This is a genomic window from Mesorhizobium sp. ES1-6 (assembly GCF_020164775.1).
Lineage (GTDB): Bacteria > Pseudomonadota > Alphaproteobacteria > Rhizobiales > Rhizobiaceae > Mesorhizobium.
This window is the reverse complement of sequence record NZ_JAIUGU010000001.1, coordinates 788,361-802,339: the sequence shown is the minus strand read 5'-3', so window position 1 is coordinate 802,339 and position 13,979 is coordinate 788,361. Positions and strand designations below refer to the sequence as shown.

15 protein-coding genes are annotated in these 13,979 nt (G+C 62.8%); 13 read left to right on the top strand and 2 right to left on the bottom strand.

Going from position 1 to position 13,979, the window contains the following annotated elements; all coding sequences use genetic code 11:
- Positions 1–70 precede the first annotated feature (70 nt).
- The 10 genes from nagZ (at position 71) to LB564_RS04040 (ending at position 9,292) form a co-directional block, all read left to right on the top strand.
- Positions 71–1,090: a beta-N-acetylhexosaminidase gene (gene nagZ / locus LB564_RS04085; protein WP_140701613.1), complete on the top strand. Its 1,020-nt coding sequence runs from the start codon at positions 71–73 to the stop codon at positions 1,088–1,090.
- Between the two features lie 62 nt (positions 1,091–1,152).
- Positions 1,153–1,953 (top strand): segregation and condensation protein A, encoded by an 801-nt coding sequence (locus LB564_RS04080; protein WP_224535420.1) that lies wholly within the window; start codon positions 1,153–1,155, stop codon positions 1,951–1,953.
- A complete protein-coding gene (scpB, locus tag LB564_RS04075) occupies positions 1,950–2,714 on the top strand; it encodes an SMC-Scp complex subunit ScpB (protein WP_224535129.1) in 765 nt (254 codons plus the stop codon). The genes LB564_RS04080 and scpB overlap by 4 nt, the downstream gene beginning before the upstream one ends.
- A gap of 179 nt (positions 2,715–2,893) precedes the next feature.
- Positions 2,894–3,115 (top strand): twin-arginine translocase TatA/TatE family subunit, encoded by a 222-nt coding sequence (locus LB564_RS04070; protein ID WP_095087696.1) that lies wholly within the window; start codon positions 2,894–2,896, stop codon positions 3,113–3,115.
- 30 nt (positions 3,116–3,145) lie between these two features.
- Complete coding sequence (gene tatB / locus LB564_RS04065) at positions 3,146–3,886, top strand: Sec-independent protein translocase protein TatB (RefSeq protein WP_140701610.1); 741 nt, start codon at positions 3,146–3,148, stop codon at positions 3,884–3,886.
- Positions 3,883–4,758 (top strand): twin-arginine translocase subunit TatC, encoded by an 876-nt coding sequence (tatC, locus tag LB564_RS04060; protein WP_096446762.1) that lies wholly within the window; start codon positions 3,883–3,885, stop codon positions 4,756–4,758. The genes tatB and tatC overlap by 4 nt, the downstream gene beginning before the upstream one ends.
- Before the next feature lie 103 nt (positions 4,759–4,861).
- Entirely contained in the window at positions 4,862–6,166 is a 1,305-nt protein-coding gene (serS, locus tag LB564_RS04055; RefSeq protein WP_224535128.1) for a serine--tRNA ligase, read from the top strand.
- Complete coding sequence (gene surE / locus LB564_RS04050) at positions 6,166–6,924, top strand: 5'/3'-nucleotidase SurE (protein WP_224535126.1); 759 nt, start codon at positions 6,166–6,168, stop codon at positions 6,922–6,924. The genes serS and surE overlap by 1 nt, the downstream gene beginning before the upstream one ends.
- Positions 6,921–7,580 (top strand): protein-L-isoaspartate(D-aspartate) O-methyltransferase, encoded by a 660-nt coding sequence (locus LB564_RS04045; RefSeq protein ID WP_224535124.1) that lies wholly within the window; start codon positions 6,921–6,923, stop codon positions 7,578–7,580. Before surE ends, LB564_RS04045 begins: the two co-directional genes overlap by 4 nt.
- Positions 7,581–7,744: 164 nt before the next feature.
- The gene (locus LB564_RS04040) at positions 7,745–9,292 is read left to right on the top strand and encodes a peptidoglycan DD-metalloendopeptidase family protein (protein WP_224535122.1); all 1,548 of its coding nucleotides are present in this window, start codon (positions 7,745–7,747) and stop codon (positions 9,290–9,292) included.
- 108 nt (positions 9,293–9,400) lie between these two features.
- On the opposite strand, the gene LB564_RS04035 is transcribed toward LB564_RS04040, so the two are convergent.
- A complete protein-coding gene (locus tag LB564_RS04035) occupies positions 9,401–10,291 on the bottom strand; it encodes an NAD-dependent epimerase/dehydratase family protein (protein WP_224535120.1) in 891 nt (296 codons plus the stop codon).
- Positions 10,292–10,405: 114 nt separating this feature from the next.
- Here LB564_RS04035 and LB564_RS04030 point away from each other — a divergent pair, with 114 nt between their 5' ends.
- On the top strand, positions 10,406–11,227 hold the full coding sequence (locus LB564_RS04030; RefSeq protein WP_224535118.1) for an AraC family transcriptional regulator: 822 nt from the start codon (positions 10,406–10,408) through the stop codon (positions 11,225–11,227).
- 38 nt (positions 11,228–11,265) lie between these two features.
- Here LB564_RS04030 and LB564_RS04025 read toward each other — a convergent pair whose 3' ends face one another.
- Positions 11,266–12,156, bottom strand: coding sequence for an ATP-binding protein (locus tag LB564_RS04025; protein WP_224535116.1), 891 nt, complete (start codon positions 12,154–12,156; stop codon positions 11,266–11,268).
- A gap of 291 nt (positions 12,157–12,447) precedes the next feature.
- Here LB564_RS04025 and yajC point away from each other — a divergent pair, with 291 nt between their 5' ends.
- Together yajC and LB564_RS04015 are read left to right on the top strand one after the other, a co-directional pair.
- Positions 12,448–12,789, top strand: coding sequence for a preprotein translocase subunit YajC (yajC, locus tag LB564_RS04020; protein ID WP_010909882.1), 342 nt, complete (start codon positions 12,448–12,450; stop codon positions 12,787–12,789).
- A gap of 76 nt (positions 12,790–12,865) precedes the next feature.
- Positions 12,866–13,906, top strand: coding sequence for a SecDF P1 head subdomain-containing protein (locus tag LB564_RS04015; protein WP_224535114.1), 1,041 nt, complete (start codon positions 12,866–12,868; stop codon positions 13,904–13,906).
- Positions 13,907–13,979: the final 73 nt, after the last annotated feature.

Genomic DNA, 13,979 nt, shown 5'->3' with positions numbered 1-13,979 from the left:
TTGTCTTGCAGCCCGCCGCATGCGGTCAGGGATGATTCCCTTTGGTCGCGCGAAGCCCTAGACTCCTGAAATGACCGAATCAAAATCCATGATCCTCGGCTGTGCCGGGAAATCGCTCACCCGCGAGGAAATCAATTTCTATCGCAATGAATGCCCATGGGCCTTCATCCTGTTTGCCCGCAACATCGGCGAGGCCGAGCAGATCCGCGATCTGGTCGCAGAGATGCGTGACTGCATCGGCCGTCCCGATGCCTTGGTGTTCATCGACCAGGAGGGCGGCAGGGTGCAACGCCTGCGGCCGCCGCTGGCGCCGAACTATCCGGCTGGCGGGGCGCTTGGCGCGCTGTGGCGCGACGATCACGACGCCGGTGCCCGGGCCGCCTGGCTGATGGCGCGGCTGCATGCCTTCGACCTGTTGCGCTACGGCATATCAGCCGATTGCCTGCCGGTCCTCGACGTGCCGATCGAAGGGGCCAGCGACGTCATCGGCGCGCGCGCCTATGGCAAGGATCCGCGTCCGGTCATCGAGCTTGGCCGTGCAGCGGCCGAGGGCCTGATGTCGGGTGGCGTGCTGCCGGTGATGAAGCATATTCCGGGGCACGGCCGCGCCTTTGCCGACACGCATTTCGAACTGCCCGTCGTCGACGCCTCGCTCAGCGATCTGCAGCGGCATGACTTCGCCCCGTTCAGGGAGCTCAACCATCTGCCGATGGCGATGACGGCGCATGTCGTCTACAGCGCGATCGACCCAAAAAACCCGGCGACGACTTCCGGCAAGGTCATCGACGAGATCATTCGACGCGAGATCGGCTTCGATGGACTGCTGATGAGCGACGACACCTCGATGAAGGCACTTTCTGGGGATTTCCCGACAAAGGCGGCCTCGATCCTTGCGGCGGGCTGCGATCTGGTCCTTCACTGCAACGGTGTTTTCGAGGAAATGGCGGGCATCGCATCGCGCACCACGGGGCTTGAAGGCAAGGCGCTGGAGCGCGCCAAGCGGGCGATGACCTATATAAGCAAGCAAGACGCGGTCGAAGAGACCGAGATTCGCGCTGAATTCGCCACCTATTTCGATGCGGTGGCCTGACGAAGGGAAGTGACAGGGTCGTGGCGGAAACATTGGAAAGCAAGGCCGCGAAGGCCGCACCGATGGACCGCCTGTGGGCCGAGAACGACGATTCACGCGTCACCGGCGATCCGTCGCTGGTCGTTGACGTGGCCGGCTTCGAAGGCCCGCTCGATCTTCTCTTGCATCTTGCCCGCACCCAGAAGGTCGATCTGGCGCGCATTTCTATCCTGGCACTGGTCGAGCAGTACCTGACCTTTGTCGAGACGGCGAGGGCGCTGCGACTTGAGCTTGCCGCCGACTATCTTGTGATGGCGGCGTGGCTCGCCTTCCTCAAGTCGAAGCTCCTGATCCCCAAGCAGCCGGGCGAAGAGGGCGAAAGCGGCGAGGAACTGGCGGCGGTGCTGCAATTCCGGCTGAAGCGGCTCGAAGCCATGCGCGACGCGTCGTCGCGGCTGGTCAACCGCAACCGGCTCGGCCGCGACGTGTTCGCCCGAGGCATGCCCGAAATGGTCATCATCGAGAAGCGCAACGCCTATTCGGCGTCGCTCTATGATCTCTTGACCGCCTATGCGCAGCAGCGGCAGAAGCAGGCGATCAACAACGTGACGATCGCCAGGCGCGGCGTCTGGTCGCTCAAGGACGCGCGCGACATCCTGACCCGCCTTGTCGGGGCTGTAAGCGACTGGACGACGCTGGAAAGTTTCCTGATCGTGTACATGACCAGCCCCGAGGAAAGGCGCACGGCTATCGCCAGTTCCTTCGCGGCGACATTGGAACTGGTGCGCGACGGCACGATGGACGTCCGGCAGGATCAGACGTTTGCCCCGATCTATCTGCGCGGCCGCGTGCAGGCAATCAAGGCAGTGGAGGTGGCATCATGAGCGAGCGCGCCAACGCTTCGGTTGTCCCGTTCAAGGTCGAGGACGAGCCTGAGCAGGAGCTGTTTTCCGAGGATGCGGCCGAGCAGGCGCGGAACCCGGCCGAACGGCTGCACATGGCGCAAGCCGTGCGCATGGCCGAGGCGATCGTGTTCGCCAGCGCCGAGCCCGTGAGCGAAAAGCAACTGGCCGCACGGCTGCCCGACGGCATCAATGTCGCCGCGGCCATGGCCGAGCTGCAGCAGATCTATGCGCGCCGCGGCGTCAATCTGGTGCGGGTGGGCGACGCCTGGGCGTTCCGCACCGCCGGCGACCTGGCCTTCCTGATGAGCCGCGATACGGTGCAGCAGCGCAAGCTGTCGCGGGCGGCGCTCGAAGTGTTGGCGATCATCGCCTATCACCAGCCGGTGACGCGCGCCGAGATCGAGGACATCAGAGGCGTCGAGACCTCGAAGGGGACGCTCGACACGCTGCTCGAGACGGAATGGGTGCGCATGCGCGGCCGCCGCAAAACGCCCGGTCGTCCCGTCACCTATGGCACCACCGAAACATTCCTCGACCATTTCGCGCTCGAGGAAATCCGTGATCTTCCCGGTATGGAGGAACTGAAGGGCGCCGGCCTGCTGTCAGGCCGCATGCCGTCGAATTTCTCGATCCCGCTGCCGCCGGCCGATCCCGACGCGCTGACCGAGGACGAGGATCCGCTGACCGACATCGACCTCGAGGAGCTCGGTCTGCTGACGCCGCGCGTCACGGAAGATTGACCGCGAGCGCCTATCAAAAGCCATCCCGTGGCTTTACATGCGCCGTTTGGTAGCGGACCGCATAGCCGAAAATGCGTGACATCCGACACCCTTTCATAAACTCTGTCGCGGTTGTGTTTGAATCCCAACGCGAAAACGCATAGATCATCGCCAGGGAAAACATTCGAGAGAGATTTGCTATGGGTTCATTTTCGATTTGGCACTGGATGATCGTGCTGGTCATCGTGCTTCTGGTGTTCGGCCGCGGCAAGATCCCCGAGCTGATGGGCGACATGGCCAAGGGCATCAAGAGCTTCAAGAAGGGCATGGCCGACGACGACGTTGCAGAGGACAAGCGTACCGTCGAACACCGTGCCGATGAGACCGTTTCGGCCGCGAAGGAAAAGGCCAGCAAGAGCTGAGCCAAAAAGTTCTAGTCGGAACAGATTGCCATGTTTGAAGTCGGCTGGACCGAAATGCTGGTGATCGCGATCGTCATGATCGTGGTCGTCGGGCCGAAGGATTTGCCCAACATGCTGCGCACCTTTGGCCGCACGACGGCCAAGCTGCGCGCCATGGCCGCCGATTTCCAGAAGCAGTTCAACGAGGCGCTGAAGGAAGCCGAGCTCGATGACGTCAAGAAGTCGGTTGACGAGCTCAGGGGCCTGAGCCCGGTTGCCGAGATCAAGAAGCAGCTCAATCCGTTCGAACAGGCCGCGGCCGATGTGCGCGCGGGCGTTGACGCGGCGATGAAGCCGAAGCCGGCCACCGATCCCTCGGTCCCCGCCGCTTCGACGCCGCAGGCGGCCGAGCCGCTGAAGAACGGCGCAACTGAAATGCCAGGCGTCAACGGGCCTCAACCGACGACACCAGCGCCGATTTTTCCGACGATGACCGATGAATCGGCGGCATCCACGGGTCCTGCCGTTGCGACGAAGGCAGCCAAGAGAACCGCCAAGACGGCACCGGCTGCGAAGGCGCCGGCCAAGGCCTCGGCATCCACGAAGGCAGTGGCGGCAAAAGCCCCACTGGCGCCCAAAGCGGCGACAAAGACCACGACGCCGGCAAGACCTGGAAACGTGGCTGCAGAGAAGCCTGCCGCGGCCAAGGTAACCGCCAAGGCGTCGGCGAAACCGAAACCTGCCGTGGCGAAGAAGCCGGCGGCCAAAAAGACGGCTGGAGCCGCCAAGTGAGCGTTTCGGACAAGGAAAAGGACGAGATCGAAAAATCGTCGGCGCCATTGATGGAGCACCTGATCGAGCTGCGCAGGCGGCTGATCTGGTCGCTGGGTGGCTTCTTCGTCGCGTTCCTGGTTTGCTTCTTCTTTGCCAAGAAGCTGTTCAACTTGCTGGTCGTCCCGTTCAAATGGGCGACGAAATGGGCGGGGCTCGACCCGCACAAGGTCGAGCTGATCTACACCGCGCCCCAGGAATTCTTCTTCACGCAGGTGAAGCTTGCCATGTTCGGCGGCATGGTCATCGCGTTTCCGCTGATCGCCACGCAAATCTACAAGTTCATCGCGCCTGGCCTCTATAAGAACGAGCGCAACGCCTTCCTGCCGTTCCTGATCGCATCGCCCATCCTGTTCCTGATGGGCGCCTCGCTGGTCTATTTCTTCTTCACGCCGATGGTGATGTGGTTCTTCCTCGCCATGCAGCAGGTAGGCACGGACGACCAGGTACAGATTTCCCTGCTGCCGAAAGTGTCGGAATATCTCAGCCTGATCATGACGCTGATCTTCTCCTTCGGCCTGGTGTTCCAACTGCCGGTGGTGACCAGCCTGATGACGCGTGTCGGCATGCTGTCGTCCAAGGCGCTGGCGGAAAAACGCAAATGGGCGATCGTCATCGCCTTCATCGTGGCTGCGGTGCTGACACCTCCGGATCCGATGAGCCAGATCGGCCTGGCCATTCCGACCATCCTTCTCTACGAGGTCTCCATCTGGGCCGCGCGATGGATCGAGCGGGATCAGGAAAAACAGCGGCTTGCGCGCGAGAAGCAGGAAGCCGGCGAGACCGTGGCGGACAAGACACCGGACGAGCCTCCGGCGCCGGCTGCTTCGTAAGACTTTGGCGGCGACGGAAAACGACAACCGCCGCCCCGCCTCGTCTTGCATCGATCAAGGATGCGGTTTACGCCCTCAAACCTTAGCTTGAGGACGGATAACCATGCTTGACATCAAATGGATTCGCGACAACCCGAAGGCTCTCGTCGAGGCGCTCACCAAGCGCTCGTGGCCGTCGGCTGAGGCGCAATCCACGGTCGACGGGCTGATCGCCAAGGACGAGGCGCGGCGCGAGCACGTCACCGAGCTGCAGACCAAGCAGGAGCGCCGCAACGCCGCCTCGAAGGAGATCGGCAACGCCATGCGTTCGGGCGATGCCGCACTTGCCGAAAAGCTCAAGGCCGAGGTCGGCGAGATCAAGACCTTCATCCAGAATGGCGAGGCGCGCGAGCGCGAACTCGACAAGGCGCTGAACGACGCGCTGGCGGTGCTGCCCAATGTGCCGCTTGACGACGTGCCGGTGGGCAAGGACGAGCATGACAATGTCGTCAGGCATATCGTCGGCAAAGTGCCGACGCGGCCGAACTGGGTGAAGGAGCATTTCGAGATCGGCGAAGCGCTCGGCATGATGGATTTCGAGCGCGCGGCAAAGCTGTCGGGCTCGCGCTTCACCGTGCTCAAGAGCGGCCTGGCGCGGATGGAACGCGCGATCGGCCAGTTCATGCTGGACCTGCACACGACCGAGCACGGCTATGAGGAAATCATCCCGCCGTTGATGGTGCGTGACGAGGTTCTCTTCGGCACCAACCAGTTGCCGAAGTTCGAGGAGGATCTGTTCTTCACGCCGCACGGGGAGGGCAGGCTTGGCCTGATCCCGACCGCCGAAGTGCCGCTCACCAACCTGGTGCGCGAGGAAATCACCGCCTATGAGAAACTGCCGCTGCGCTACACCGCGCTGACGCCCTGCTTCCGGTCCGAGGCGGGTTCGGGGGGACGCGATACGCGCGGTATGCTGCGCCAGCATCAGTTCTATAAGGTCGAGCTGGTGTCGATCACCGACCAGGACTCCTCACTCGCCGAGCACGAGCGGATGACGCAATGCGCCGAGGAAGTGCTGAAGCGCCTCGGCCTGCCGTTCCGGACCATGGTGCTGTGCACTGGCGACATGGGCTTTGGCGCGCGCAAGACCTATGACATCGAGGTCTGGCTGCCCGGCCAGAACGCCTATCGCGAAATCTCGTCCTGCTCGGTCTGCGGCGATTTCCAGGCGCGGCGCATGGATGCCCGCTACAAGGACAAGGATGGCAAGGGCAACCGCTTTGTTCATACGCTCAACGGCTCCGGCACCGCCGTCGGCCGCGCGCTCATTGCCGTCATTGAAAACTACCAGAATGAGGATGGCAGCGTAACCATTCCTGAAGTGCTGCGGCCTTACATGGGCGGCCTGGAAAAGATCGAATCGAAATAATGCGCATTCTTCTGACCAATGACGACGGCATTCATGCCGAGGGCCTGGCGTCGCTCGAACGCGTCGCCCGCACGCTGTCCGACGATGTCTGGGTGGTGGCGCCGGAGCAGGACCAGTCGGGTTACGCGCACTCGCTGTCGATTTCGGAGCCGCTGCGGTTGCGCAAAATCGGCGAGAAGCATTTCGCCGTGCGCGGCACGCCGACCGATTGCGTGATCATGGGCGTCAAGAAGATCCTGCCCGGTGCCCCCGACCTGATCCTGTCTGGCATCAATTCTGGCGCCAACATCGCCGACGACGTGACCTATTCGGGCACCGTCGCCGGCGCCATGGAAGGCGCGCTGCTCGGCATCCGTTCGATCGCGCTCAGCCAGGGCTACAGCTATGTCGGCGAGGACCGCGTCGTCCCTTACGAGACGACCGAGGCGCTGGCGCCGGCGCTGCTGAAGAAGCTCGTCGCGACGCCGCTTCCCGACGGCGTGCTGCTCAACGTCAATTTCCCGAACTGCCTTCCCGAGGAGGTCGCCGGCACGGTGGTCACCACGCAGGGCAAGCTGGTGCATAGCCTGTGGGTCGACGAGCGTCGCGATGGGCGCGGCCTGCCTTACTACTGGCTTCGCTTCGGCCGCGAGCCGGTCGAAGGCAAGCAGGGCACCGACCTCCATGCCTTGCGCAACCGGCTGGTGTCGGTGACGCCGTTGCAGCTTGACCTTACCGCGCATGAGATCCGTGACCAGCTGAGCAAGGCGCTTGCATGAATCAGGGCTTTCCAATCGATGATCGCGAGGGACTTGCCGCGTTCCTGCTGCGCCTGCGCGGCCGGGGAACGGTGCCGAAGGCTCTGATCGCGGCTTTCGAGGCGACGCCGCGCCGCGGCTTCCTGGCGGCGCAGTTCCACCAGATCGCCTGGTCGGACCGCATGCTGCCGATCGAATGCGGCGAAGCGATCGAAGGGGCCGACATGCAGGCGGCGGTGATCGCCGCCCTTGCCATCGAAGCGGGAAACCGCGTGCTCGAGATCGGCACCGGTTCCGGCTACACGTCGGCTGTCATGTCGCGGCTGGCGGGGCGGCTCGTCACCATCGACCGCTACAAGACGCTCGTCGAGCAAGCCAGGCAGCGTTTCGAGGCGCTCGGCATCGGCAATGTCATCGTGCGCCAGGCCGACGGCTCCAATGGATTGCCCGCCGAGGGGCCGTTCGACCGTATCGTCGCCTGGGCGGCCTTCGACAGCCTGCCGCGTTTCCTGCTCGACCAGTTGTCGAGCGGCGGCATCGTCATCGCGCCGATCGGTCCGGAGGAGGGCGAGCAGGTGCTGGCAAAGCTTACCAAGGTCGGCAGCCGTTTCGAACGCGAGGATATCGGCATGGTGCGGCTGCAGCCGATCCTGCGCGGCCTGGCGGCGGTTATCTAGTTTCAGGCCGGCCGCGGATCTCTTTCGGCCCTGCTCTGCGGGTCGCCGACCATCCTCAAATGTTTTAAGAAAATTTTCGTCGGATTCTAATGGGTTAACCGCCCAGTAACATTAACGCGCTTTAATCCTGTCCAGTTGGTGCAGCGTTTGTGCGGGTTAGTGCGATGCAACTCAGTGTTTTGAAGGCAAATGGTCGCAATCTGGCGCGGGGCTGCGCTGTCTTGATGATTGCGGGCGCGGCGGCAGGGTGCAGTTCCCAGGCTTCGCGGTTCAACAGCGTCGATGACGTGTTCACCTCCTCGACCAACAATCAGCGCACCATCATCAACAAGCAGGATGCCGTGCAGCCCTATCCGGGCGATGTCGCGGCTGCTCCTCTCGACGGCAGCCACACGCAGTCGGTGAGCCGCTCCAGCCTCGAGCCGGTTTCGAGCCGGCCGCTGCCGCCGCCGGTTTCCGCGCAGGCGCAGCCGGCTCCAGCGCTCGCGCCGGCCGCCAATCCGGTGCGTGTCGCATCGGCACCGGCCCTGGTCCGGCCCGCTCCCCATCTCGACAGGACGGCGACCGGCACTGTCGAACCGGCCGCGAAGCCGTTCAAGAATGCCCAGCCCGACGCGCCGAAAATGGCCGAGGCGGGCAGGCCGCACGCCACCGAAATCGTCGTCAGGGACGGCGAAACGATCAATGGCATCGCGCAGCACTACAACGTGCCGGCCGACGTTATCATGAAGGTGAACGGCCTGAGCGCAACCAAAGGGTTGAAGACCGGCCAGAAGCTGGTCATCCCGGCCTATGCCTATTCGAGCAAGGCGGAGCCGAGGGTTGCCGATGCCAAGCAGTTGAAGGACGGGCCTGCGAAAGACGGCAAGCACGACCTGCCGGCCACGGCGCCGGACAAGGTGGCCGTGCTGCCGCAGCAGCCGAAGCTCAAAGAGGGCAAGTCCGCTGCCCAGGTCGATGCGTCGGCCGCGGCGAACCAGCCCAAGGAGCCCAAGCCGGCACAGGTGGCCAAGGCGACCGGCGCCGCCGGCACCTATACGGTCCAGTCGGGCGACACGATGTCCTCGGTCGCCAGGAAGACCGGCGTCGGCGTCGTTGCGCTGAAGCAGGCCAACGGCATGAAGGACGGCATATTGAAAATCGGCCAGACCTTGAAAGTGCCGGCCGGCGGAACGGCGACGGTCGCCAGCGCCAAGCCGGCCAAGGTCGATCCGGTGACCACGGCGACGACGCAAGCCCCGGCAAAGGCCACGCCTTCGGAAACGCTTGCCTCCTACACGCCGCCGAAGAAGGACGCCAAGGTCATCCAGCAGGCCGAGGATGACGACGCGGTGGCGCCGGATGCGACCGGCATCGGCAAGATGCGCTGGCCGGTGCGCGGCCGGGTGATCTCCGGTTTCGGATCCGGCAAGGATGGCGTCGACATCGCCGTGCCCACCGGCACGCCGGTCAAGGCGGCCGAGAACGGCGTCGTCATCTATGCCGGCGACGGGCTCAAGGAATTCGGCAACACGGTGCTGGTGCGCCACGAGAACGGCCTGGTCACCGTCTATGGCCATGCCAGCTCGATCGAGGTCCAGCGCGGCCAGAAGGTCAAGCGTGGCCAGGAGATCGCACTGTCCGGCATGAGCGGCACGACGGACTCGCCGAAGCTGCACTTCGAAGTGCGCAAGAATTCGGCACCGGTCGACCCCTCGACCTATCTCGAATAGAAGAAAAGAAGCGATATGCGGGCCGTCTGACCTCCAGTCCGGCCCGCCGGCTCAGCCCGTTCCGCAAGGAGCGGGCTTTTTCAGTTCTGGCGGATGCCTGTTTCAGGTTCAAAGATGATCGCGGAGCGTGTCGGCGATCATGACCTCGAGGCTGCTGGCCTTGATGCCGAGAAGCATCTCGGCGTCGGAAGAATCGACCAGCAACGGGTTCTCGAAAAGATAACGCATCTCGATCAGCTCATGCATGCCCAGTGCTTCCATCTCGGCAATGGAGTAGGAACGGATTTCAGAGACCTCTCGTCGAAGCATCGCGGCGGTTTTCTGGATGAGCTCCCTGGATGAGGCGTATTGCGAGGGAACGTGAAAAGCGCGCCCCCATTCGCCTGTGTAGCGGGAGGCCGCGACAAGCGTCCTGGCGACATCCTTGGTGAAGGCCCAGGCATGTGTTGCGTCGAGGTTTCCAATGAAAGCGGTGGGTTTGCCCTCGATGATGGAGGGCAGCGCAACCAGCGAGAAGTAGCTGATGGCGCCGTGTCCGAGATAGTCGCTGGACCGCACTTCGATCGCCGGAACGTCGGCACGGACCGCCCGCTGCCACATGATCGTCCTGGCGGTTCCTTTCTTCGAAGTCGGGTCCAGGCAATGGTCGGACCGAAGCGGGCTGTCGGCATTTTCCCCATAGCCATAGAGGTTTCCCAGCACGATCAGCTTCGCGCCGACCGTCTCGGCCGCGCGCACTGTGCCGTCGATGATCGGGAAGAAATCAGTCGGCCACCGGTGATAGGTGGCCATGGCACACATGAAGATGGCATCGGCGCCTTGGCAGACGCGCGCGAGTTCCGAGGCATCGGTGGCGTCGGCCTTTACGGCCAGTACGTTCGGCAACGCGTTAGGGCCGACGCTTCGGCTGGTGAGAACGACATTATGTCCTTCCTCGCCAAGAAGGCGGGCGGTTTCGCGACCGACCGGACCGGCTCCGACAACAACATAGAAACTCATGGCATAACCTCTCGTCCAAGTTTGATGGAGAGGCGTGAGTACAGGTCCGCGGCATTGAAAATCGCGCGGGAATTGCCAAATCTCGAACAGGTTTTGCCATGAAACGAGAGATCCATGCGTTCGCAATTCGCTCCGGCCCAGGCCGCGCCCGACGTAACGATGGCCTCCAGGCATGTCAAAGCCGGCGTCCATCGTTTGCCCCGGGCGCCACACCATCGCATCATGGTGCATGCCAGCGCGGCGACGCGCTCCTACTGCAATCAGGTCGGACGATATTTCGTCAGGCGCGCCGGCGATATCGACCTGGTGCCGGCTGGCCAGGAGGGCGGCTTCGAGGCCGAAACCCCGTTCGACACGATGGAGATTGCGTTGCAGCCAGCCTTGATGGACAGGGTGGCGGCGGAGCTTGGCGGCAAGGCGCAAGCATTGCGGCTCGACACGCGCCACATGCTTCGCGACCAGCGCATCGAACATCTCGTCCGGGCGCTCGAGAGCGAACTGAACGCTAACGCGCCGAGCGACCCTTTGTTTGCCGACAGCATCGGCGCCGCATTGGCGGTGCGGCTGCTTGGCCTCGGTGAACCGGATATCGATCCAACGAACCGTTTGTCGGATACCCAGCTCACGCGCGTGCTGGAGCACATCGAGGCGGCTCTCCACGAGCCGCTTTCGATCCAGCGACTAAGCCGTGTCGCCGGCGCGAGCAGCTCGCATTTGCGGACATGGTTCAAGGTGGCGATGGGGGTCACCTTGCACCGCTACGTATTGCGGCGTCGCGTCGAACGCGCACGCGTTCTGTTGCGGCAGGGTGACCTCAGCACAAGCGAAGTGGCTGAAATGAGCGGCTTCGCGCATCAGTCACATCTTGCGCACTGGATGCGCCGCGAGATCGGCCAAACGCCGCGCGACCTCAGGCGGGCGCAACCGCTCAAATAAGCCTGCGCTGGATCGCGTTGGTTACGCGATCCAATGCTTCAATCGTTCAACGGCTTGCCGAGCCGTCCGGCCAGGTCCTGCGTGAACTGCCAGGCGACGCGGCCCGAGCGGCTGCCGCGCGTCGTTGCCCATTCCAGCGCCTCCGCCCGCAACTGCTCGGGGGCGATGTCGAGGCCATGGTGGCTGGCATAGCCGTTGACCATGGCGAGATATTCGTCCTGCGAGCATTTGTGGAAACCCAGCCACAGGCCGAAACGGTCGGACAGCGAGACCTTTTCCTCGACCGCCTCGGACGGGTTGATGGCGGTCGAGCGCTCATTGTCGATCATGTCGCGCGGCAACAGGTGCCGCCGGTTAGACGTGGCGTAGAAGATGACATTGGCCGGGCGGCCCTCGACGCCGCCTTCGAGCGCTGCCTTCAGCGACTTGTAGGACGTATCGTCATGGTCGAAGGAGAGGTCGTCACAAAACAGGATGACGCGGAAAGGGGCAGCCTTCAGCAGGCCCATCAGCTTCGGCAGCGTGTCGATGTCCTCGCGGTGGATTTCGATCAGCTTCAGCGGCAGGCCGGATGTGGGCTTTCGTGATTTGGCCTTGGCGTTGATTTGCGCATGCACGGCCTTGACCAGCGACGATTTGCCCATGCCGCGGGCGCCCCACAACAGGACGTTGTTGGCGGCAAAGCCGGCGGCGAAGCGCTCGGTGTTGTCGACGAGGATGTCGCGGACGCGGTCGACGCCGCGGATCAGGCCGATGTCGACGCGGTTGACCTTGCGCACCGGCTCCAGATAGCCGGGATCGGCCTGCCAGACGAAGCAATCGGCCACGTTGAGGTCGGTTTCAGGCACCGGCGGCGGCGCCAGGCGGCTGACGGCCTCGATCAGGCGGTCCAGTTTCTGGTTCAGGGCGTCGATGCTGGTGTCGGTCATATCAGGTCTTTTTTGCTTCGGTTCTTGCGGTGGCAGGCCGAACCGGCTCGATTCCGGCGGTTTCGAAACCGGTTGCAACCATTTGTTCGAACGTGATCTTTTCCGAAAACCGGCTCCCGGTTTTCGTGATCCTGCTCTAACACGGCTAAACAGGCCGGAAAAGCAGCGGATTTGCCTGGCGCCGCAGTTGCATTGACAACTTTACCGACTATATTCCGGCCAAATTTCGCGGAGCCGCCAAATCTCGCTTAACCGTTTGGCGGCTGTTTTTCAAAATTCAGGAGTACCTCGATGTTCGTGACACCGGCATACGCCCAAGGCATCGGCGGCGCCTCTCCCGATATGTTCATCAGCATTTTGCCGTTTGTCCTGATTTTCGTGATCATGTATTTTCTCATCATCCGCCCGCAGCGCACGCAGCTGAAGAAGCGCGGCGAGATGCTGGCGGCGGTCCGCCGCGGCGACACGGTCGTCACCGGCGGCGGCTTCGTCGGCAAGGTGACCAAGGTGATCGACGACAACGAGCTCGAGATCGATCTTGGCGGCGGCACCAAGGTGACGGCGCTGCGCTCGACGATCGCCGATGTGCGCGTCAAGGGCGAACCGGTCGCCAACCAGAACGCCAAGAAATAACCCGATTTCAGGCGGAGCGATCCGCGGACAGGGCTCTGACGAGCGACCGTATATGTTCCACCTTTGGCGCCTGAAGATGATGCTGACGTGGCTTGCCGTGGCCACGGCGCTCGTCTTCGATGCCTCGAACCTTTTCGCTGCCCCTCCACAGGCCATGCGACCCGAAGGGCTTGCCGACAGCGGGATGATCGTCGAAGCAAGCCAGCAAGATGGCATCCTGCTTCGTTTGAACGTGGCCGATGTGATCGAAGGGCGGCTGAAGGCTACACGCGGCGATATAAGGGCGCTGCTGCTCGACGCCAGGATTGGTTATGCTGGCCTCGCCATATCGGACAGGGCCGTGCAACTGCGCATCACCGATCCGGCTCGGCTCGATGCCGCCAAGGCAGCGCTCAAGACGATAACCGATCCTGTCGCGGACAGCGGTATTCAGGAAATGACTTTGGACGCCGGCGGGTCCGCGTTGCTCAAATTCACATTGACGGACGCGGGTTTGAAATATCGGAACTCTGTCGCGATCACGCAGTCGATCGAGGTCATTAAAAACCGTCTCCAGGATTTGGGCGCCACGGGCGCGGTTGTCCAATCGGCGGGCAAGGACAGTATTCTTGTTCAGGCCCCGAGCATCATGGATCAACAGAGGCTGAGAGATGTCCTCATTCGGCCTGGTCGCCTAAGCTTCCAGTTGGTCGATCTTTCGATGCCCGTGAACGATGCGATCAGCGACCGCCCGCCTGTTGGCTCGGTGGTACTTTATACGCAGGACGATCCGCCAGTTCCTTATCTGGTCCAAAACCGGGTTATCCTCTCCGACAAGAACCTGCTCGACGCCAACGCAAACTACAATGCGCAAGGCGGTCAACCGGTTGTCGTATTCCGGCTCGATTCCCAAGGTACGGCACGGTTCAAACAGGTTACAACACAAAACATAGGCAATCCGTTTGCGGTGATCCTGGATGATCACGTGATTTCGGCGCCTGTCATTCGTGAGCCGATCGATGGCGGCTACGGTCAGATTTCGGGCAATTTCACGGCCCAGGAAGCCAAGAACATCGCCTTGCTGCTACGCACCGGCGCATTACCGGCAAGATTGACAATCGCTGAGGAAGCGCGATAGGGCCGGCCGTGATCAGAATGAGAAACGTACCCACGAACCGAATCGATGGCGGAACGCTGCCGCTTTACGCCTG